Below are 20,002 nucleotides of genomic sequence, written 5' to 3'. Positions count from 1 at the left end.
GCTCGACCCAGGCTGATCAGCGCCGCTGTGCAGCCAGCACGCACAGCATCTCGGCGGCCATGTGGGCCGCAGCCAGTGCGGTGATCTCGGCGTGGTCGTAGGCCGGCGCGACCTCGACGACATCCATGCCGACGATCTTCAGCGGCACCAGCCCGCGCAGGATCTGCTGCGCCTGCGCGCTGGTCAGGCCGCCGGGCACCGGCGTGCCGGTGCCCGGCGCGTAGGCCGGGTCGAGACAGTCGATGTCGAAGGTCAGGTAGGCCGGGTGCTGGCCGACGATCTGGCGGATGCGCTCGGCCACGGCCTTGGGGCCATGCTCGTGGACCCAGTCGGCGCCCAGCACCTCGATGCCCATGAAGTCGTCGTTCCAGGTGCGGATGCCGACCTGCACCGAGCGCGTCGGGTCGATCAGCCCGTCCTTCACCGCCTTGTAGAACATCGTGCCGTGGTTCAGCGATTCGGGCGCGTCGTCGGGCCAGGTGTCGCAGTGCGCGTCGAAGTGCACGATGGCCAGCGGCCCGTGCTTCTCGGCGTGTGCCTTCAGCAACGGGTAGGTCACGAAGTGGTCGCCGCCGAGCGACAGCATCGTCGCGCCGGACTGCACGATGGGCCGCGCGTGGGCCACGATGCTGTCGACCACGGTCGAGGGCCGGTGGTGGTCGATCGCGCAGTCGCCGTAGTCGATCACCGACAGGTGCTCGCAGGGCCCGAAGCCCCAGGGATGCAGCTTCTCGTTGAGCTGCACCGAGGCGGCACGCATCGCCGCCGGGCCCAGCCGCGCGCCGGGGCGGAAGGTGGTCGCGATGTCGAGCGGGATGCCGGTCACGACGACGTCGGCACCAGCCAGCTCGCGCGTGTAGCGGCGGCGCATGAAGCTCAGCACGCCAGCGTAGGCAGGCTCGTGCACGTAACCGCGCAACTCGGGGCGGTGCAGCGCCAGGTCGGCCTGCAGGCGAGGTTCATTCATCGGTGGGCTCCGGTATTCGACGAAGTGTTCGGATGAGGCGATGATGTGACGCCGTCCCTGGCAAGTCCATTAGCCGAACCAAAGTTACCATGAATTCTGCTGATACCGGCGCACGGCGCGAGATCCCCTTCGCGAGCCTGGTCGCGTTCGAGGCAACGGCCCGGCTGGGCAACCTCTCGCGGGCGGCCGACGAGCTCAATCTGACCCAGTCGGCCATCAGCCAGCGGGTGCTGAAGCTGGAGGCGCATGTTGGCCAGCGCCTGTTCCTGCGCCACGGCCACGGGGTCAAGCTGACCGGCGCGGGCGAGTTGCTGCTGGCCACGACGCGCGAGACGCTGCAGCGCCTGCAGGCCGGCTTCGACCGCATCGCCCCCTACAAGAACAAGGCCTCGCTGCTGCTCGCCTGCCCGGCCGATGCCGCGCACGGCTGGCTGTTGCCGCGCCTGGGCCGGCTGCGCGCGGAGCATGACGGGCTGGAGGTGTGGCTGATGCCCGAGCGCGAGATCACCGCGATCGACCGCATCGATGTCGACCTCGTCGTCTCGCGCCGCCCGCTGCACCGTGCCGACGTGGAATGCGTGCCGCTGCTGGAGGACGAGAGCGTCGCGCTGGCCGGCCCGCGCTGGGCCGAGAAGCTGGCCCGCAGCCCCTGGCCGAAGCTGCTCGAGAAGGCGCCGATCCTGTTCCTCGAGCGCGAGCCCGAGTGGGGTGGGCTGCTGGCGGCGCCGGCGCTGAAAGACTTGCACATCCAGCGCGCGGCGACGATCCAGGACGAGCGTCTGCTGCTCGATGCCGTGCTGCACGAGCAAGGCATCGCCCGGCTGCCGCGCGTACTGGCCGCCGATGCGATGGCCCGCGGCGCCGCCGTGGCGCTGCCCCAAGTCCCACCCGCCCCGCGCGAGCGCCTTTGGCTGATGCGCAGCCGACTCACACCCCGCACGCCGCTTGCCAACCAAGCCTTTGACTGGCTGCTCGCCGAAGCTGCCGTGAGCATCGATTGAGGCCGGGCGCGCGAAGCGCCGCCCTCTCCAAGTGGCGTGCGCGGATCCGGCTTCGCCGGTCCGCTGCGCGAGCCCCCTCCGGGGGGCAGCCCCCGGAAGGGGGCGTGGGGGCCTACAGCAACACGATGTCGTACTGCTCCGGATTCATCGTCGGCTCGGCCGACAGCGAGATCGGCTTGCCGATGAAGGCGGAGAGGTCCGCCAGGTGCGAGCTCTCTTCGTCGAGCAGCATCTCGACCACCGAGGCACTGGCGACGACGCGGAACTCCTTAGGGTTGAACTGGCGTGCTTCGCGCAGGATCTCGCGCAGCACGTCGTAGCAGACGCTGCGCGCGGTCTTGACCTGGCCGCGGCCCTGGCAGGTGGGGCACGGCTCGCACAGCATGTGGGCCAGCGATTCGCGAGTGCGCTTGCGGGTCATCTCGACCAGGCCGAGCTGCGTGAAGCCGCTGACCGTCGTCTTCGTGCGGTCGCGGCTGAGCTGTTTGCGGAACTCGGCCAGCACGGCCTGCTGGTGGTCCTCGCGCACCATGTCGATGAAGTCGACGATGATGATGCCGCCCAGGTTGCGCAGCCGAAGTTGCCGCGCGATGGCCTGCGCCGCCTCGAGATTGGTCTTGAAGATCGTGTCGTCGAAGTTGCGCGCCCCGACGAAGCCGCCGGTGTTGACGTCGATCGTCGTCAGCGCCTCGGTCTGGTCGACGATCAGATAGCCGCCCGACTTCAGTTCGACCCGCCGCGCCAGCGCGCGCGAGATCTCCTCCTCGATGCCGAAGAGGTCGAAGATCGGCCGCTCGCCGCGGTAGTGCTCGAGCTTGGCCACCGCGGTGGGCGTGTAGACAGCGCCGAAGGCCTTGAGCAGGTCGTACTGCATCTTCGAATCGATGCGGATCGACTGGGTCGCTTCGGTGGCCAGGTCACGCAGCACGCGCTCGACCAGGCTCAGGTCCTGGTGCAGCAGCGTGCCGGCCGGCTGCGCGAGTGCACGCTGGCGGATCTGGGCCCAGGTCTTGCGCAGGTAGTTGATGTCGTCGGCCAGTTCGGCGTCGGTGGCTTCCTCGGCGTTGGTGCGCAGGATGAAGCCGCCGCCGCCACCGTCTTCCGGCTTGCCGACCAGGGCCAGCATGCGCGCGCGCAGTTGGTCGCGCGCCTCGGCCGAGCCGATCTTCTGCGAGATGCCGATGTGGTTGTCCTGCGGCAGGAAGACGAGCATGCGCCCGGCAATGCTGATCTGCGTCGACAGCCGCGCGCCCTTGGTGCCGATCGGGTCCTTCACGACCTGCACGGTCAGCGTCTGGCCCTCGAAGACCTGCTTCTCGATCGGCGGTGGCGGCGTGCCGTCGTTCGTGGCGCGGGGGTTGTAGGTGGCGGTGTGCAGATCCGCCACGTGCAGGAAGGCGGCGCGTTCCAGGCCGATGTCGATGAAGGCGCTCTGCATGCCGGGCAGCACGCGAGCGACCTTGCCGAGGTAGATGTTGCCGACCAGGCCGCGCTCCAGCGCGCGCTCGATGTGCAACTCCTGGATAGCGCCGTTCTCGATGAGGGCCACCCGCGTCTCCTGCGGGGCCCAGTTGATCAGGATGTCGTGCATGGGGCCTCGCCGCAGTTGCTAGAAGCGCAGTCGAGCGCGGCGCAGCAACTGGGTTGTCTCGTAGAGGGGCAAACCCATGATACCGGAGTAACTTCCGGCAATGCGGCTGATCCAGCCGGCCAGCGAGCTCTGGATCGCATAGGCGCCAGCCTTGCCGAAGGGCTCGCCGCCGGCGACGTAGGCCTCGATGATCTCGGCCGGCAGCGGCGCGAAGTGCACGCTCGAATCACTCACCGCCAGCGCGCTGCGCCGGCCGTCCCACACCGCCACCGCCGTCAGCACCCGGTGGCTGCGGCCGGACAGGGCCTGCAAGGTGGCGACGGCCTCGGCGGTGTCCGCCGGCTTGCCGAGGATGCGTCGCCCGAGTGCCACGGTGGTATCGGCGCAGAGGATGGGCGCGGCCGGCAAGCCGCGCTGCGCCAGCCGATCGCGCGCGGCCATCAACTTGGCGCGCGTGACGCGCTCGACGTAGACCCGGGGCAGCTCGCCGTGGCGCGTGGCCTCCAGCGCCTCGGCGTCTTCACCGTCGCCGGCCAGCAGCAGCTGATGCTGCACGCCGATCTGGCCCAGCAGCTGCCGGCGGCGCGGGCTTTGCGACGCCAGGTAGATGAAATCGTGGACAGGTGCCATGGCGCCGGGTCAGTCACTCTCGATGGTAAGGGTGGCCGATGGCCAGCGACCACGCGCGGTACAGCGCCTCGGCCAGCAGCACACGCACGAAGGCGTGCGGCAGCGTCAGGTCGGAAAGGCGCAGTGTTTCGTCGGCCGTGGCCTTGAGCGTGGGGTCGAGCCCGTCGGGCCCGCCGATGACGAAGACCACGTCGCGGCCCTCGCCGCGCCAGGCGCTCATGCGCTCGGCCAGTTGCACCGTGGTGAGCCGGCTGCCGCGCTCGTCCAGCAGCACCCGGCGAGCGCCTTTGGGGCAGGCGGCCTCGAGGCGCTGCGCCTCGGCGGCCATCAGCTGCGCCGCAGTCTTGCCGCCGCTGCGCGGCTCGGCCTTGACGGCCTTCAGCTCCAGCCGCATCTCGGGCGGAAACCGCTTGGCGAAATCGTCGTAGGCCGCGTCGACCCAGGCCGGCTGACGCTGGCCGACCGCCGCGATCACGAGGCGCATGGAAGCGAAACGGTCGGGCCGTGCGTCAGCGCGCGGCGCTCTTGCGCGCCGGGGCGGCCTTGGCCGCCGGCGACTTCCGGGCCGGCGCCTTCTTCGCCGGGGCCGCCTTCTTGGTCGCAACGGTCTTCGCGGCAGCGGCCTTCTTCACCGGGGCAGCAGCCTTCCTGGCGGGCGCCGCCTTCTTCGCCGCTGCGCCGGCGCCGCTGGCATGGCCGCTGCTGACCTTGCGCGCCGCAGCCGGCTTCTTCGCGGTGGCAGCACCGTCGCCGGCAGTGCGGCGCTTGGGCGCCGACTTCCCGAGCGCGGCGCGGCCGGCGGCCGACTTCTCGGTCGGCGCCGCATGCGCTGCGGTCGCCTTCTTCGCCGCCGGTTTCTTCTTCACCGGCACCTCATCTGCCTCGTCCGCGGATTCCGAGGCCTTGGGCAGCGTGGTCTTGTCGGAAGCGATCTTCAGCTTGACCGGCTTGCCGCCCCAGATCTCCTCGAGGCGGTAGTAGTCGCGGATCGCCGGCTGCATGATGTGGGCCACGGCCGCGCCGCAGTCGACGATGATCCATTCGCCGTTGTCTTCACCCTCGGTGCGCAGCACCGGCATGCCGCCGGCCTTCACCGCGTCGCGCACGCTCGCCGCCAGCGCTTTCGTCTGGCGGTTGCTGGTGCCCGATGCGACGATGACGCGCTCGAACAGCGGCGAGAGGTGTTCGGTGTTGAAGACCACGATGGCTTGAGCCTTCACGTCTTCGAGGCCATCGACGATGGCGCGCTGCAGTTTGCGGATGTCCATTCAGGGGCCGGGGGCTGCCCGGTAGAGCTGGTGTTGGTCAATATAGCCTGCGACCGCTTCGCCCACCAGCGGGGCAATCGGGCTGCCGGCGGCGGCGAGGTGGCGCACCAGGGTGGCCGAAATGTCGATTCGCGGCAGCGGAAGCTCCCGCCAGTCGAGCTGCCGGGCAGCCCAGGCCGCCGGCGGCTTCGGCGTCTGGCCCTCGCGGGCGGCGACGGCCAGCGTGGCCAGTTGCGGGATGGCGTCGGCCTCGTGCCAGGTGTCGAGCTGGCCGAACTGATCGGCGCCGATCACCAGGAACAGCGCCGCGCCCGGGAACTCGGTCGCCAGCTCGCGCAGCGAGTCGACGGTGTAGCTCGGGCCTTCGCGCCGAAGCTCGCGCGGGTCGAGCACAAGGCCGGGTTCGCCGGCCATGAGCAGGCGCAGCATCGCCTCGCGTTGCGCGGCATCGGCGTGGATGCGACCCGCCTTCTGCCACGGCTTGCCGGCCGGCAGCAGGCGCAGTTCGTCCAGGCCCAGCGCATCGCGGGCGACACGGGCCAGTGCGAGATGCGCGAGGTGCGGCGGGTCGAAGCTGCCGCCATAGACGCCGATGCGGCGCGCGGGCGTGGCGTTCACCAGTTCTCGTCGGCCCAGTCGCGCGGGCGCAGGAAATCGCTGTACAGCCGGGCCTCCGGCGTGCCGGGCTCCGGGTGCCAGTCGTAGCGCCAACGCGCGATCGGCGGCATCGACATCAGGATCGCCTCGGTGCGCCCACCCGACTGCAGGCCGAACAGGGTGCCTCGGTCGAACACCAGGTTGAACTCGACGTAGCGGCCCCGGCGGTAGGCCTGGAAGTCGCGCTCGCGCTCGCCGTAGGGCGTGTCGCGCCGGCGCTCGGCGATCGGCAGGTAGGCGCCGAGGAAGGCGTCGCCCACGCTCTGCGTCATCGCGAAGCTGCGCTCGAAGCCGAGCTCGTTGAAATCGTCGAAGAAGACGCCGCCTATGCCGCGGGGCTCATCGCGGTGCTTGAGGAAGAAGTACTCGTCGCACCAGCGCTTGAAGCGCGGGTGCAACTCAGGCCCGAAGGGGCCGAGTGCGTCGCGGCACGTGCGGTGGAAGTGCACCGCGTCGGCCTCGACGCCGTAGTAGGGCGTGAGGTCCATGCCACCGCCGAACCAGACCACCGGCTCCGCACCCGCCGGCCGGGCGGCGAACAGGCGCACGTTCATGTGCACCGTCGGCACATGCGGGTTGCGCGGGTGCAGCACCAGCGACACGCCCATGGCCTCGAACGGCGCGCCGGCCAGTGCCGGCCGATGGGCGGTGGCCGAGGCCGGCATCGCCGCACCCTGCACGTGGCTGAAATTGCAGCCGCCGCGCTCGAAAAGGTTCCCCTCCTCGACCAGGCGGGAGATGCCGTCGCCCTGCAGGCGCTCGCCGGCCGGGCGGGTCCAGGCGTCGCGCAGGAAGGGTTGGCCATCGAGCCCGGCCAGCGCATCGACGATGCGCTCTTGCAGGCCGACGAAATAGGCGCGGGCCGCCGTGGTGTCGAAGCTCATGGGGTCACTCCTTCAAGGCGATCGGCCCGGCCAGGTCGGGGTGGCGGCCGATCACGCCATCGTAGGCGCAGGCGATGGCGGCCAGGTCGACCTGGCGTTCGCCACTCAGGCGCAGGAAGCCCTGCACGCCGACACGCCTGCGGCGGTAGTCGAAGAAGGCCAGCCCCAAGGGCACGCCTGCTTGCACCGCCACCTGGTAGAAGCCGCTGCGCCAATGGGGCTGGTGCCGGCGTGTGCCCTCGGGGGCCAGCGCCAGCCAGAGGAAATCATCCTGCGCACGGGCCCGCCGGAAGCGCGCCACCATGTCGGCGACGATGCCGCTGGCGTTGAAGCGATCGACCGGGATGCCGCCCAGCCAACGCAGCCAGCGGCCGAACAGCGGAAGGCGAAACAGGCTGTCCTTGCCCCAGAACGACAGATGCAGCCCCAGGCTCCACTTGGCCAGCACGCCGACCACGAAGTCCCAATTCGAGGTGTGCGGGTAGGCGATGAGGATGCCCTGGCGCGCCGGCAGGCCGTCGAACACCAGCTCCCAGCCGGCCAGGCGCAGCAACGCGCGGGCCAGGCGGCTGCCGCGCCCTGCGGGCGGCAGCCGGTCTGTCACCTCAGCGTTTGATGGCACGGTGGCCAATGTCGGAGCGGAAGATTGCGCCGTCGAAGCGGATGCCCTGCAGCACCTCGTAGGCGCGGTGTTGCGCCGCGCGCGCCGAATCACCCAGCGCCGTCACGCACAGCACGCGGCCACCGCTCGTGACGATCTGCTTGCCCTGCGGCGCCGTGCCGGCGTGGAAGACCATCGCATCCTCGCTGCCCGCTGCGTCGGCCGGCAAGCCGGTGACCGCGTCACCCTTGCGCGGATTGGCCGGGTAGCCGGCCGCGGCCATCACGACGCCGAGCGCGAAGCGGCGATCCCATTGCAGCTCGACCTGATCCAGCGTGCCGTCGCAGGCGTGCACCAGCACGTCGACCAGGTCGCTCTTGAGCCGCATCATGATCGGCTGCGTCTCCGGGTCGCCCATGCGGGTGTTGAACTCCAGCGTCTTGGGCTGGCCGTTGGCATCGATCATCAGCCCGGCGTAGAGGAAGCCGGTGAACGGGATACCGTCCTTGGCCATGCCGGCGATCGTGGGCAGGATGATCTCGTGCATCGCGCGGGCGTGCACGTTGGGCGTGACGACCGGCGCCGGCGAGTAGGCGCCCATGCCGCCCGTGTTCGGGCCGGTGTCGCCGTCGCCGACGCGCTTGTGGTCCTGGCTGGTGGCCAGCGGCAGCACGCTCTTGCCGTCGCACAGCACGATGAAGCTGGCTTCCTCGCCCTGCAGGAACTCCTCGATCACGACACGCGCGCCGCCGGCGTTGTGTTGCACGCCCAGCGTGTTGTCCTCCAGCATGAAGCGCACGGCCTCGTGCGCCTCTTCCAGCGTCATCGCGACGACCACGCCCTTGCCGGCCGCCAGGCCGTCGGCCTTGACGACGATCGGCGCGCCGAGCCGGTCGATGTAGGCATGCGCGGCCGCGGCATCGCTGAAGGTCTCGTAGGCCGCGGTCGGGATGCCGTGGCGCTTCATGAAATCCTTCGCGAAGGCCTTCGAGCTCTCGAGCTGGGCCGCCGCCTTGGTCGGGCCGAAGATGCGCAGGCCGCGGGCGCGGAAGACATCGACCACCCCTTGCGACAGCGGTGCCTCGGGGCCGACGACCGTCAGGCCCACCTTCTCGGCGACGGCGAAGTCGGCGAGCTTGTCGGGGTCGGTGATGGCGACATTGGTCAGCCGCTTGTCCAGCGCCGTGCCGCCGTTGCCCGGCGCCACGTAGACATGCTGCACCTTCTCGCTCGCCGCCAGCTTCCAGGCCAGCGCATGCTCGCGGCCACCGCCGCCGATCACCAGGACGTTCATGCTTGGGTGCTCACTCTTCGATCTCGGCGTTGTGATAAACGTCCTGCACGTCGTCGAGGTCCTCGATCACGTCGAGCAGCTTCTGCATCCTTGCGGCGTCCTCGCCGGTCAGCGTGATCGTGTTCTCGGCGCGCATCGTCACCTCGGCGATCTCGGGCTTCAGGCCCGCCGCCTCGAGCGCGTTCTTCACCGCCTCGAAGTCGGTCGGCGCGGTCAGCACCTCGATTGAGCCATCGTCGCCGGCGATCACGTCGTCGGCGCCGGCCTCGAGCGCGACCTCCATCACCTTGTCTTCCGAGGTGCCGGGGGCGAACACGAGCTGGCCACAGTGCTTGAACTGGAAGGCCACCGAGCCTTCGGTGCCGAGGTTGCCGCCGTACTTGCTGAAGGCGTGCCGCACTTCGGCGACCGTGCGCACCCGGTTGTCGGTCATGCAGTCGACGATGATCGCCGCCCCGCCGATGCCGTAGCCCTCGTAGCGGATTTCCTCGTAGCTGACGCCTTCGAGGTTGCCGGTGGCCTTGTCGATGTTGCGCTTGACGGTGTCGACCGGCAGGTTGACCGCCTTGGCCTTCTCGATCGCCAGCCGCAGCCGCGGGTTGGCGGTCGGGTCGCCGCCACCCAGCCGGGCCGCGACCATGATTTCACGGATCACCCGCGTCCAGGCCTTGCCGCGCTTTTCGTCCTGGCGGCCCTTGCGGTGCTGGATGTTGGCCCATTTGGAATGACCGGCCATGAAAACTCCTGTGGCGCCGCCCCTCGGATCGGTAGACCGGGGCGGCTGCTTCGACGATGGGGAACTGATCATTTTAGCCCGGGGGCGCGCCGGCAGGCCTGGCGCGCGGGGGCGACTCGGACGACGCAGTCGCCGCGCCGAGCTGGATACGGGCTTTGCCCACAGTCCCTCGCCACGGCGCTACCATGCGTAGCGGCGGGGCCGCGCCACGAGCGCAGCCGCCGCTTCAACCCAGATTCGGAGGATTCGAGCATGCGTCCCATCCATCTTGCCCCCGTGTTCGTGGCCCTGGCCGCCGGCCTGGCTGCTTGCGCGCTTCCGCCCGCCGAGCCGGAACCGGAAGCCGTCGCCCAGGGCCCGATTCCGGATCCGTCGCGCCAGAAGTGCGCCACGACCACCGGCAGCCGGATCGCGACCACCTGCTCGAACCTGGTCAAGTCGACCAACAACACGGCGGCCATCCGAGAGATGCAGCGCCACCAGCCGATGAACGGCGGCAACTGACGCCGAACGCACACCGGCGGCGCACGTCCGGGCGAGCCCCCCCCTAACTGACCAGGGACACCCGACCGTCACAGCGCGTTACCATCGACGTCCACGTGGGCCGCAGCGCCGGATCGCTGCGGCCCTTTCTTTTGTCATGTGGAGGATGTTCCATGCGTCAACGACGCCTGACCTTCGTGCTGCCCGCCCTGGCAGCCGTGCTGCTCGGCGCCTGCGCGGCGCCCCAGCCCGACGGCTCCGACAACAAGGTGGCTGCGGGCCCGCGCGACTGCGAGCCGCAAACCGGCACCCGCGTGCCCGCGTCCTGCACGCGCCCCAAGGGCACGACGTCGAGCAGCGTGGGCAACGTGCAGACGATGGAGCGTCCGACGCGCATCGAGCTCAGCCGCTGAGCCGCTCGGCCAGGGCGCTAGACTCGGCTGGCCACTCCAGCCGACTCTCGAAAGAACGCACCCATGGCCGATCCCCTTCTCGTCGCCCGCCACGGCGACATCGAATGCCACCTGCTGCCGGGCCTCGCCAACCGGCACGGCCTGATCACCGGGGCCACCGGCACCGGCAAGACCATCACGCTGCAGACGCTGGCCGAGAGTTTCTCGAAGATCGGCGTGCCGGTCTTCATGGCCGACGTCAAGGGTGACCTGACCGGCATCACCCAGCCCGGCAGGATCGGCGACAAGCTCGCCGCCGTGCTGAAAGAACGTGGCCTCGACGCGCCCGAGCCCATCGCCTGCCCCGCCACGCTGTGGGACGTCTTCGGCGAAATGGGCCACCCGGTGCGCGCCACCGTCAGCGATATGGGCCCGCTGCTGCTGGGCCGCATGCTCGCACTCAACGAGACCCAGGCCGGTGTGTTGAACCTGGTGTTCAAGATCGCCGACGACCACGGCCTCGCGCTGCTCGACCTGAAGGACCTGCGCGCGATGCTGCAGCACGTGGGCGACAACGCGAGCCAGTTCACCACCGAGTACGGCAACGTCAGCGCGGCCTCGATCGGCGCGATCCAGCGCGGCCTGCTGCAGATCGAGGAGCAAGGCGGCGCCAAGTTCTTCGGCGAGCCGATGCTCGACATCGCCGATTTCATGCAGACCGTCGACGGCAGGGGGGTGATCAACATCCTGGCCGCCGACAAGCTGATGAACGCGCCGCGGCTGTATGCCACCTTCCTGTTGTGGATGCTGTCAGAGCTGTTCGAGTCGCTGCCCGAAGTCGGCGACCTGGAACAACCCAAGCTGGTGTTCTTCTTCGACGAGGCGCACCTGCTGTTCAAGGACGCGCCGACCGCCCTGGTCGAGCGCATCGAGCTCGTCGTTCGCCTGGTGCGCAGCAAGGGCGTGGGCGTCTACTTCGTGACGCAGAACCCGCTGGACGTGCCCGACACCGTGCTCGGCCAGCTCGGCAACCGCGTGCAGCATGCGCTGCGCGCGTTCACGCCGCGCGACCAGAAGGCCGTGAAGACCGCCGCCGAGACGATGCGCGCGAACCCGGGCCTGGACATCGCCACCGCGATCACCGAGCTGGCGGTCGGCGAGGCGCTGATCAGCTTCCTGGATGCCAAGGGCCGCCCCGAAATCACCCAGCGCGCTTATGTGATCCCGCCCGGCAGCCAGATCGGCCCGATCACGCCGGCGCAGCGCCAGGCCTTGGTGCAGGGCTCGCTGGTAGCCGGCGTCTACGAAAAGGTGGTCGACCGCGACTCGGCTTACGAGAAGCTCAAGGGCCGCGCCGCGGCCAGCGCCGACGCGGCGCGCTCGATGGCCGACGAGGCCGAGGCCGCCACCCGCCGCAGCCCGGCCAACCTGCCCGGTGCAGCCACGCCGCCGGCCCCGGGCGGCGGCGGCCTGTTGGGTGGCCTCGGGGACATCCTGTTCGGCAGCACCGGGCCACGGGGCGGCCGGCGCGAAGGGCTGGCCGAGGCAGCGGCCAAGAGCGCCATGCGCTCGGTGGGGTCGGCGGTCGGCCGCGAGATCGTGCGCGGCGTGCTGGGCTCGATCCTCGGCGGCAGCACCTCGCGCCGGCGCTGATGGTGCCCCGGCGGCTCGGTCACGCCGCCTCGGCCAGCGTCGGTCGCGCCGTGCTGCGCTGCACGTAGCCCCGCACTTCCAGGTCGTGCTTGTCTTCGGCGACCGCGGCCAGCAGCTCGCGGCGGATCTGCCCTTCCAGCAGCGGCCGGATCAAGGCGCCCACCACCGGCGGCAGCGGCAGGCGGATCGTCACTGACACCACCGTGCCGGCCCGGTCGCCGCGCGTTTCCGGCCCGAACTCGAAGTGCAGCGAGCCGCCCTTGTTGAAGCCCTCGACCGAGGTGTCGGTCATGCTGCCGTCGGCACCGAACTCGCGCTCGAACACGTCGCGCTGCCGGATGCCCAGCAGCGTCACCTCCTGGATGTAGCGAGCCCGCCGGGCAGTCTGCTGCAGCACCCGCAAGCCGAGCTTCGGATGCACGTTGGCCTCGATGTGGTGTTCGAGGTCGGCAAATTGCGATCGGACGGTGCCCAGGTCGGCGGCAATCCACTCGTCATGGCGGACTTCGGCATAGCGGGTCATGGAGGTCTCCTCGGTGGCGGTTCAGCGGGCGGGCGGCGGCGACGGCCCCTGGATCACATACGACGTCCACGGCGCCCTGGATGCAAGCCGGCCGCGGCGCCACGGGTGCCGTGCCCGCCGCTGGCGCCACCGCCGTGCCGCTTCGCGCCGGCGGGCCACCGGCCGTCGCCGGCTGCTTCCGCACGGGAACGCGCCGAGCACAATCCCGCCTGATGGCCGACCGCCCCTCGCCCCTGCCACCCACGCTCCGAGCCTTCGCCGCACGGCTGCTGCGCCACCTCGCCTACGCCGCCGTGCTGGGCAGCGGCGTCGGGCTCGTGCTGGCCGGGCTGTTTCGCCAGCACGCGGGCGTCACGCTGGTCTATTCCTGGTGCATCGCCCTCGGCTGCAGCATCTCGATCGACCTGCTGCGGCGCACGGCATCGGCCTGGGTGCATCGCCGGGAATCGCCACCCGGCCCGCAAGCCCTGGCCGATTGGCCCGGCTGGGGCTGGATGTCGGCTTGCCTGGTGCTGGGCACGCTGATCGGCTTCAGCCTCGGCACCGAGCTCGCCAACCGACTCACCGGGGCCGAAGCCCACACGCTGCTCACGGGCGGCCTGGGCATGGCCGGTGCGTTGTTGATGATCTCGCTGGTGCCGGGCGTCGGCGCCACCCATTACTTCTACTCGCGGGCCCGCCTGCAGGCCGCGCAGCGCCTGGCGGCCGAAACCCGCCTCAAGCTGCTCGAATCGCAGCTCGAGCCGCACATGCTGTTCAACACGCTGGCCAACCTGCGCGCGTTGATCGCCCTCGATCCCGAACGAGCCCAGGCCATGCTGGATCGGCTGATCGCCTACCTGCGCGCCACGCTCGGCGCGAGCCGCGCGCCGCTGCATCCGCTGTCGGCCGAGTTCGCACGTCTGGCCGACTACCTCGCGCTGATGCAGGTGCGCATGGGCGACCGCCTGCGGGTGGAACTCGAGTTGCCGCCCGCCTTGGCCGCCACGCCGGTGCCGCCGCTGCTGCTGCAGCCGCTGGTCGAGAACGCGATCAAGCACGGGCTGGAGCCCAAGCGCGGTGGCGGCCTGATCCGCGTACAGGCCCTGCGCGAGGCCGGTGAGCTGGTGCTGCGGGTGGCCGACACCGGCGTCGGGCTGCAAGCCGCCGCCGAGCGCGCCGCCGCCGAGCCGGGCACCGGCTTCGGCCTGGCCCAGGTGCGCGAGCGGCTCGCCACGCTGCACGGCCCGGCCGCCTCGATCAGCCTGTGCGCCGGCCCCGCCGAGGCCGGCGGCACCGTCATCACCCTGCGCTGGCCCGAGCCGGCGGCCGCCCCATGAACCACCCCGCTTCCACCGACGACCCGCAGCTGGCCGCCACCGCGCTGATCGCCGAGGACGAGCCCCTGCTCGCCCAGGCCCTGCAAGCCGAGTTGGGCCGCGCCTGGCCCGGCCTGGCCATCGTCGCCCAGGCGCCCGATGGCGACAGTGCGGTCGAGCTCGCGCTGCAGTCGCAGCCGCAGCTGCTGTTCCTCGATATCCGCATGCCGGGCCGCAGCGGGCTGGAGGCGGCGCAGGCCATCGTCGAGGACTGGCCGGCCGAGCGGCCATTGCCACTGATCGTCTTCATCACCGCCTACGACCAGTACGCGCTGCAGGCGTTCGAGGCCAGCGCCGTCGACTATCTGCTCAAGCCGGTGCAGCCGGCGCGGCTGGCCGCCGCCTGCCAGCGCCTGCGCGGCCTGCTCGTCGGGCAGCGGCCGGCAGCCGGCGCGCTGCCGGGGGAGCAGTTGCTCGGCCAGCTGCGGGCGCTGCTGGGCGTGGCCACGCCCGGCAGCGCCCCGCCGCTCAGCGTGATCCAGGCCTCGTCCGGCTCGGTCGTGCACATGGTGCCGATCGAAGACGTGGTCTATTTCGAGGCGGCCGACAAGTACGTTCGCGTGTTGACGGCCGAGCGCGAGCACCTGATCCGCACGTCGCTGCGCGAGCTGCTGCCGCAGCTCGACCCCGAGCGCTTCTGGCAGGTGCACCGCAGCATCGTCATCCAGGCGCGCGAGATCGCGCAGGCGTTGCGCGACGAGGCCGGGCGGGTGCAACTGGTGCTGCGCCGCCGGCCCGAGCGGATCAGCGTGAGCCGGATCTACGCGCCGCGGTTCAAGGGCATGTGAGGTGTCATGAGGCCTTTTCACCCAGCAGCGCGGGTTTCAGCGAGCTGTCGGCCGGCTTGTCGCCCAGCCAGATCTTCAGGATCGCGTTGTAGAAGGCCACATCGGGCAGCGGCTCGGCCAGCGGCTTGCCGTTGAGCTGCAGCACGGTGCCGGTGCCGGGCAGCCAATCACCTGTCAGCACGTCGCCCTTCTTCAGCGTCTCGATGCTCTTGAACATCTCGCCAAACTTGGCGATCTGCTTGGCCAGCCGGGTCCTCTCGGCCTGGTCGGAGTTCTTGTCGAGGCCGGCCATGAAGGCCTCGCCCAGATCGGCACCGCTGACGTTGCGCAGCATGGACAGCGTGAAGCGGCGCGGCCCCTCGGCGGCCAGCACCTCGGACGAGGCCCGCTTCGTCTCGGGCAGGTACAGGCCCATCACGTAGACCTTGAAGATGACCCGGGTGCGCACGCCCGCCCCGTTGAGCTTCAGTTCCTTCCCGCCGACCGTGGTGCTGTCGGCGAGCTTGACGCCTTCGATCTCGACGGCCGTGGCGGCCCCGGCCAGCGCCATCGTCAACAGCAGTCCGTTCAACAAACGGGCGATCATGGAACTCGGTTTCATGCAGTCTCCAGGTGAGGAACGCGGAACCGCACGCCCCCCCGGGCGGCGCTGGGCGGCGTGCAAAACGCGTATCAGGGCACGGGCCCCATCAGGCTGTCAAGGCGGGAAAACAAGACGGCCGGTGCCCATTGGGTACCGGCCGTCGTTCACCGTGTGGCGCCGACCAGCAGCGCAGCACTCAGCGCAGGACGCGGGTGGTATGCACCTGGCTCATCGGCTCGTAGCCGCCGCGGCCGGGGTCGCCGCGGCCGGGGTCACCGCGGCCCGGGTTGCCGCGATCCCAGCCATCGTGGTGATGGTGGTAATAGCCGTAGCCCGGGCGCACGATCACCGGCGCGCGGTAGTAGCGATAGACCGGCCGCGGCGCCACCACGACAGCGGGCGGGCCATAGACCACCGGTGCATAGACCGGCGGCGGCGGCACGTAGACCACCGGCGGCGGGGTGTAGACCGGCGCATAGACCACGGGGGCGGGCCCGTAGTAGCGCGGCACGTGGCCGCCGCCGATGACGGTGCCGACTTGCACCCCGGGGGCGATCGGCGCATTGATGCCGATCGACCAGCTCACGCCAGCTTGGGCCGGCAGCGCGAAGGCGGCCGCGGCCAGCACGGCGGCCACCGGCAGGATCTTGATCAGACGAGCGCTCATCGCAGTCTCCTTGGATATCGCGGTGGCCACGAAAAGGCCCCCATGGTCACGCAACGGCGCCCGGCGACGGCGCGTTGACCCGGCCGGGTCGCAAGATGTAACGCCTGGCGCCGCGGGAACCGCCCTGCGCCGTGCGCCCGGATCCGGAAAAGGGGGCGCTGACTACAATCCCCGCTTGCCCTCGAGCCCGCTGTCCATGAGCGGCCCTTCGTTGACTCATGACCGAACACAAACCCTCTCCCAACAACTTCCTGCGCGCGGTCATCGAGCGTGACCTCGCCGCCGGCACGTACGACGGCCGGCCTTTCGGCGGTAGCCCGGGCGACGCTGCGCACCACGCCGCGGGTCAGTCCGACCCGGCTCGCGTGCGGCTGCGCTTCCCGCCGGAGCCCAATGGCTACCTGCACGTCGGCCACGCCAAGAGCATCTGCCTGAACTTCGGGCTGGCTCGCGATTACGGCGGTGTGTGTCATCTGCGCTTCGACGACACCAACCCGGAGAAGGAAGAGCAGGAGTACGTCGACGCGATCGAGGAGATGGTCCAGTGGCTGGGCTGGGACTGGAATGTCTTCGGCACCAGCCACCTGTACTTCGCCAGCGACTACTTCGATTTCATGTACCGCGCGGCCGAGCACCTGATCGAGCGCGGGCTGGCCTACGTCGACGAGCAGAGCGCCGAGGAAATGCGCGCCAACCGCGGCGACTTCACGACCCCCGGCACCGACAGCCCGTTCCGCGCCCGCACGCCGGAGCAGAACCTGGCGCGCTTCCGCGAGATGCGCGACGGCCAGCACGCCGACGGCTCGATGGTGCTGCGCGCGAGGATCGACATGGCCTCGCCCAACATCAACCTGCGCGATCCGGCCATCTACCGCATCCGGCGGGCGACCCACCACAACACCGGCGACAAGTGGTGCATCTACCCGATGTACACCTACGCCCATCCGATCGAGGACGCGCTGGAGCGCATCACCCACTCGATCTGCACGCTCGAGTTCGAAGACCAGCGGCCCTTCTACGACTGGCTGCTGGAACGGCTGGCCGAGGGCGGCCTGCTGGCCCACCCGCTGCCCAAGCAGTACGAGTTCGGGCGCCTGAACCTGAGCTACGTGATCACCAGCAAGCGCAAGCTCAAGCAGCTGGTCGACGAAAAGCACGTCAGCGGCTGGGACGACCCGCGCATGCCGACGCTGGCCGGCATGCGCCGGCGCGGCTACACGCCGGCGGCGATCCGCAAGATGGCCGACGACTCCGGCGCCAGCAAGACCAACATCTGGCTCGATTACTCGGTGCTCGATATCGCGCAGCGCGACGACCTGGACCCGCAGGTCGCCCGCGCGATGGCCGTCATCGACCCGTTGCCGCTCAGGCTCACCAACTGGGCCGAGGCCTTCGGCAGCGCCGATCACCGCGAGCCGTGCCACGCCCCGGTGCATCCGCACCACCCCGAGCGTGGCCAGCGTGCCTTCAGCCTCGGGCCCACGCTGTGGATCGAGCGTGACGATTTCGCCGAAACGCCGCCCAAGGGCTTCTTCCGCCTGTTCCCCGGCAACAAGGTGCGGCTGAAATACGGCGTGGTCGTCGAGTGCACCGGCTGCGAGAAGGACGCCGACGGACGCGTCACGGCCGTCACCGCCACCGTCGTGCCCGACACCAAGAGCGGCACGCCGGGCGCCGACGCCATCAAGGTCAAGGGCGTCATCACCTGGGTTGGCGCTCACGACGCGGTGGCCGCCGAACTGCGCCTGTTCGACCGCCTGTTCACCGAAGCGCAGCCGGATGCCGGCGGGCGCGACTACCTCAGCGTGCTGAACCCGGCGAGCAAGCAGGTCGTGCGCGGCTACGTGGAGCCCTCGCTCGCCGACGTGCCGGCCGAGACGCGCTTGCAGTTCGAACGCCACGGCTACTTCATCACCGACCGCATCGACCACCGCGCCGGCGCCCCGGTGTTCAACCGCATCACCGGCCTGAAAGACAGCTGGGCCAAATAGGCCCCGCGCCATGCCCGCTGCCGGCGCCCACCCACCCGGCCCGCCACGCCGCTGGTGGGGTCTGCCGCTGCTGCGCGCCATGCGCGCGGACTACCTCGGCTTCACCGAGGGCCTGCAGCGCGCGCATGGCGATCTGACCTTCATGCAGCTTGGGGCCGAACAGGCCTATGACCTCTTCACGCCCGAGCTGGTGCGCGAAGCCCTCGTCGACCAGGCCGATGCGCTGATCCGCTGGCAGCGCGGCATCGAGGTCTTCGAGCAGGTCTTCGGGCAGAGCGTGCTGGTCACCGAGGGCGCCACCTGGCAGCGCCAGCGGCGCATGCTGCAGCCGGCCTTCACGCCGCGCCGAGTCGCAGGCTATGCCGGGTTGATGCGCGATGCCGCGCGGTCGGCGCTGGACGACGCGGTGCCTGCCGGGCAGGCCGAAGCGGTGGTCGCGATGGACGGTCTGTGGACGCGCGTGGCGATGGACGTGATCATGCGCACGCTGTTTTCCAGCAGCGCACCGCAGGATGCGCGCGAGGCCGCGGCGGCGGTGCAGGTGCTGTCCGAGACGGCCATGCGCGAGATGTTCTGGCCGCTCACCCTGCCCGACTGGTGGCCGCTGCCCGGCAAGGCGGCCAAGCGCCAGGCCCTGCGCCTGCTGCGCGGGCTGGTGGCCCGCCACATCGATGCGCGCCGGGCCGACGCCGGCGGCGTCGAGCGCGATGACCTGCTCGCCCACCTGCTGGCGTTGCGCGACGACACCACCGGCGAGGCCCTGTCGCCCGCCGAGGTGTTCGACCAGTGCATGGTCAGCTTCCAGGCCGGGCACGAGACCTCGGCCACCGCCTTGCTGTGGTGGAGCCGCCTGATGGCCGAGCACCCCGCCGCGCTGGAGCAGGCACAACGGGAGCTCGACGCGCACCTCAGCGGCCGTGAGCCCGAGGCGGGCGACCTGCCTGCCCTGCCTTGGCTCGGCGCGACGCTGAAGGAGGCCATGCGCCTGTACCCGCCCGTGGCGGCCGTGATGACCCGCCGCACGACGCGCGACATCAGGCTTGGCGGCCACCCCATCCCAGCCGGCGCACTGCTGCGCATCACGCCCTGGGTGCTGCAGCGCGACGCGCGCTGGTTCGATGCGCCCGGTGCCTTCCGTCCCGAGCGTTACCTGCCGGACGCACGGCCCTTTCCGCGCGGTGCGTGGATGCCGTTCGGCACCGGCCCGCGCGTCTGCATCGGCCAGCACTTCGCGATCTTGGAAATGACGTTGGTCGCGGCGATGCTGCTTCAGCGCTACGACCTGAGGCTCCCGCCCGGGACGCAACCCGCCGAGCCGGTCCTGAACGTGACGCTCAGGCCCCGCGGCGGTGTTCGGCTGCTGCTGGCGCGGCGCTCATCACACCGCTAGCAGAGCTCGCGATCGCGGCCGCACGACGTCGCCGCTACCAAGATCGAGATCAAACGGTTCATCTGCAGGGCTCCACCGGCGCGGCCGGCCGTGCCATCATCACGTGTCCCCTTCGCGGCCCACATTCGCAGTCGCCGCAGCCTGGCCCACCGCGACCCGACTCGATGACGACGCCTGCCCCGCCGCACATCACCCGCCGAGATTTCCTCAACGGACTGGCGCTGGCCACGGGCCCGCTCGCGACCGCGGCGGCACCGGTCGGCTCCGACCCCATCGCCAGCCGCACCGGGCTGCAGGGACAGACCGATGCCGTGATCGCCACGGCCCACGCCTGGCGCGACACCCCCGCGCGAAGTCGTGACAGCGTGGCCGAGGTCGACCCGCAGGTCGAGGACCTGGTCGTCGTCGGCGCGGGCCTGAGCGGCCTGGCCGGCGCCCACCTCTTCCGCCAGCACGTCGGCCGGCCGGCGCGCATGCTGCTGCTCGATGCGCTGGACGACATCGGTGGCCACGCGCGCCGCAACGAATTCGTCTCGCGCTCGGGC

The 20,002-nt window shown here is 70.6% G+C and carries 22 protein-coding genes; 9 read left to right on the top strand and 13 right to left on the bottom strand.

The genetic code is table 11. The annotated features are described in order from the left end of the window. Nucleotides 1–16: 16 nt before the first annotated feature. Nucleotides 17–967, bottom strand: coding sequence for an agmatinase (gene speB / locus VJ693_RS05515; protein ID WP_324152508.1), 951 nt, complete (start codon nucleotides 965–967; stop codon nucleotides 17–19). Between the two features lie 89 nt (nucleotides 968–1,056). Here speB and VJ693_RS05510 point away from each other — a divergent pair, with 89 nt between their 5' ends. Continuing rightward, nucleotides 1,057–1,968, top strand: a complete 912-nt coding sequence (locus VJ693_RS05510; RefSeq protein WP_324152507.1) for a LysR family transcriptional regulator — start codon at nucleotides 1,057–1,059, stop codon at nucleotides 1,966–1,968. A 112-nt stretch (nucleotides 1,969–2,080) separates the two neighbouring features. Here VJ693_RS05510 and rng read toward each other — a convergent pair whose 3' ends face one another. The 9 genes from rng to VJ693_RS05465 are packed head-to-tail and all read right to left on the bottom strand — an operon-like array spanning nucleotide 2,081 to nucleotide 9,629. After that, nucleotides 2,081–3,559, bottom strand: a complete 1,479-nt coding sequence (gene rng / locus VJ693_RS05505; protein ID WP_324152506.1) for a ribonuclease G — start codon at nucleotides 3,557–3,559, stop codon at nucleotides 2,081–2,083. A gap of 18 nt (nucleotides 3,560–3,577) precedes the next feature. Next, nucleotides 3,578–4,189 carry a Maf family protein gene (locus tag VJ693_RS05500; protein ID WP_324152505.1) on the bottom strand — a complete coding sequence of 204 codons (612 nt, stop codon included), beginning with the start codon at nucleotides 4,187–4,189 and terminating at the stop codon, nucleotides 3,578–3,580. Between the two features lie 13 nt (nucleotides 4,190–4,202). Continuing rightward, nucleotides 4,203–4,673, bottom strand: coding sequence for a 23S rRNA (pseudouridine(1915)-N(3))-methyltransferase RlmH (gene rlmH, locus VJ693_RS05495; protein WP_324152504.1), 471 nt, complete (start codon nucleotides 4,671–4,673; stop codon nucleotides 4,203–4,205). 25 nt (nucleotides 4,674–4,698) lie between these two features. Continuing rightward, the gene (gene rsfS, locus VJ693_RS05490) at nucleotides 4,699–5,457 is read right to left on the bottom strand and encodes a ribosome silencing factor (protein ID WP_324152503.1); all 759 of its coding nucleotides are present in this window, start codon (nucleotides 5,455–5,457) and stop codon (nucleotides 4,699–4,701) included. Continuing rightward, a complete protein-coding gene (nadD, locus tag VJ693_RS05485; protein ID WP_324152502.1) occupies nucleotides 5,458–6,075 on the bottom strand; it encodes a nicotinate (nicotinamide) nucleotide adenylyltransferase in 618 nt (205 codons plus the stop codon). After that, nucleotides 6,072–6,998: an oxygen-dependent coproporphyrinogen oxidase gene (gene hemF, locus VJ693_RS05480; RefSeq protein WP_324152501.1), complete on the bottom strand. Its 927-nt coding sequence runs from the start codon at nucleotides 6,996–6,998 to the stop codon at nucleotides 6,072–6,074. The genes nadD and hemF overlap by 4 nt, the downstream gene beginning before the upstream one ends. Before the next feature lie 4 nt (nucleotides 6,999–7,002). Beyond that, complete coding sequence (locus VJ693_RS05475) at nucleotides 7,003–7,602, bottom strand: 1-acyl-sn-glycerol-3-phosphate acyltransferase (protein WP_324152500.1); 600 nt, start codon at nucleotides 7,600–7,602, stop codon at nucleotides 7,003–7,005. A gap of 1 nt (nucleotide 7,603) precedes the next feature. Then, the gene (gene purD, locus VJ693_RS05470) at nucleotides 7,604–8,893 is read right to left on the bottom strand and encodes a phosphoribosylamine--glycine ligase (RefSeq protein WP_324152498.1); all 1,290 of its coding nucleotides are present in this window, start codon (nucleotides 8,891–8,893) and stop codon (nucleotides 7,604–7,606) included. A gap of 10 nt (nucleotides 8,894–8,903) precedes the next feature. Continuing rightward, entirely contained in the window at nucleotides 8,904–9,629 is a 726-nt protein-coding gene (locus tag VJ693_RS05465; protein WP_324152496.1) for a YebC/PmpR family DNA-binding transcriptional regulator, read from the bottom strand. A 252-nt stretch (nucleotides 9,630–9,881) separates the two neighbouring features. Here VJ693_RS05465 and VJ693_RS05460 point away from each other — a divergent pair, with 252 nt between their 5' ends. The 3 genes from VJ693_RS05460 (at nucleotide 9,882) to VJ693_RS05450 (ending at nucleotide 12,157) form a co-directional block, all read left to right on the top strand. Continuing rightward, nucleotides 9,882–10,133, top strand: a complete 252-nt coding sequence (locus VJ693_RS05460; RefSeq protein ID WP_324152495.1) for a hypothetical protein — start codon at nucleotides 9,882–9,884, stop codon at nucleotides 10,131–10,133. Between the two features lie 152 nt (nucleotides 10,134–10,285). Beyond that, nucleotides 10,286–10,525 (top strand): hypothetical protein, encoded by a 240-nt coding sequence (locus VJ693_RS05455; RefSeq protein ID WP_324152494.1) that lies wholly within the window; start codon nucleotides 10,286–10,288, stop codon nucleotides 10,523–10,525. Nucleotides 10,526–10,588: 63 nt separating this feature from the next. After that, nucleotides 10,589–12,157 carry a DUF853 domain-containing protein gene (locus VJ693_RS05450; RefSeq protein WP_324152492.1) on the top strand — a complete coding sequence of 523 codons (1,569 nt, stop codon included), beginning with the start codon at nucleotides 10,589–10,591 and terminating at the stop codon, nucleotides 12,155–12,157. 19 nt (nucleotides 12,158–12,176) lie between these two features. Here VJ693_RS05450 and VJ693_RS05445 read toward each other — a convergent pair whose 3' ends face one another. Then, a complete protein-coding gene (locus VJ693_RS05445; RefSeq protein ID WP_324152491.1) occupies nucleotides 12,177–12,680 on the bottom strand; it encodes a hypothetical protein in 504 nt (167 codons plus the stop codon). A 212-nt stretch (nucleotides 12,681–12,892) separates the two neighbouring features. On the opposite strand from VJ693_RS05445, the gene VJ693_RS05440 reads away from it, so the two are divergent. After that, entirely contained in the window at nucleotides 12,893–13,999 is a 1,107-nt protein-coding gene (locus VJ693_RS05440; protein WP_324152489.1) for a sensor histidine kinase, read from the top strand. Then, nucleotides 13,996–14,826, top strand: a complete 831-nt coding sequence (locus VJ693_RS05435) for a LytTR family DNA-binding domain-containing protein (RefSeq protein ID WP_324152488.1) — start codon at nucleotides 13,996–13,998, stop codon at nucleotides 14,824–14,826. The genes VJ693_RS05440 and VJ693_RS05435 overlap by 4 nt, the downstream gene beginning before the upstream one ends. 4 nt (nucleotides 14,827–14,830) lie before the next feature. Here VJ693_RS05435 and VJ693_RS05430 read toward each other — a convergent pair whose 3' ends face one another. Next, entirely contained in the window at nucleotides 14,831–15,427 is a 597-nt protein-coding gene (locus VJ693_RS05430; protein ID WP_324152487.1) for a chalcone isomerase family protein, read from the bottom strand. A gap of 178 nt (nucleotides 15,428–15,605) precedes the next feature. Further along, complete coding sequence (locus tag VJ693_RS05425) at nucleotides 15,606–16,076, bottom strand: hypothetical protein (protein WP_324152486.1); 471 nt, start codon at nucleotides 16,074–16,076, stop codon at nucleotides 15,606–15,608. Between the two features lie 218 nt (nucleotides 16,077–16,294). On the opposite strand from VJ693_RS05425, the gene VJ693_RS05420 reads away from it, so the two are divergent. The 3 genes from VJ693_RS05420 to VJ693_RS05410 all read left to right on the top strand — a co-directional run. Then, on the top strand, nucleotides 16,295–18,067 hold the full coding sequence (locus VJ693_RS05420; RefSeq protein ID WP_324152485.1) for a glutamine--tRNA ligase/YqeY domain fusion protein: 1,773 nt from the start codon (nucleotides 16,295–16,297) through the stop codon (nucleotides 18,065–18,067). A 10-nt stretch (nucleotides 18,068–18,077) separates the two neighbouring features. Beyond that, the gene (locus VJ693_RS05415) at nucleotides 18,078–19,457 is read left to right on the top strand and encodes a cytochrome P450 (protein WP_324152483.1); all 1,380 of its coding nucleotides are present in this window, start codon (nucleotides 18,078–18,080) and stop codon (nucleotides 19,455–19,457) included. Nucleotides 19,458–19,621: 164 nt separating this feature from the next. Next, nucleotides 19,622–20,002 (top strand): FAD/NAD(P)-binding protein (locus VJ693_RS05410; RefSeq protein ID WP_324152482.1); only part of this gene is annotated, 381 nt, incomplete at its 3' end.

The organism is Ideonella sp., from assembly GCF_035254525.1.
Lineage (GTDB): Bacteria > Pseudomonadota > Gammaproteobacteria > Burkholderiales > Burkholderiaceae_C > Ideonella.
The sequence above is the reverse complement of the archived record's forward strand: the minus strand, read 5'-3'. Positions and strand labels throughout refer to the sequence as shown.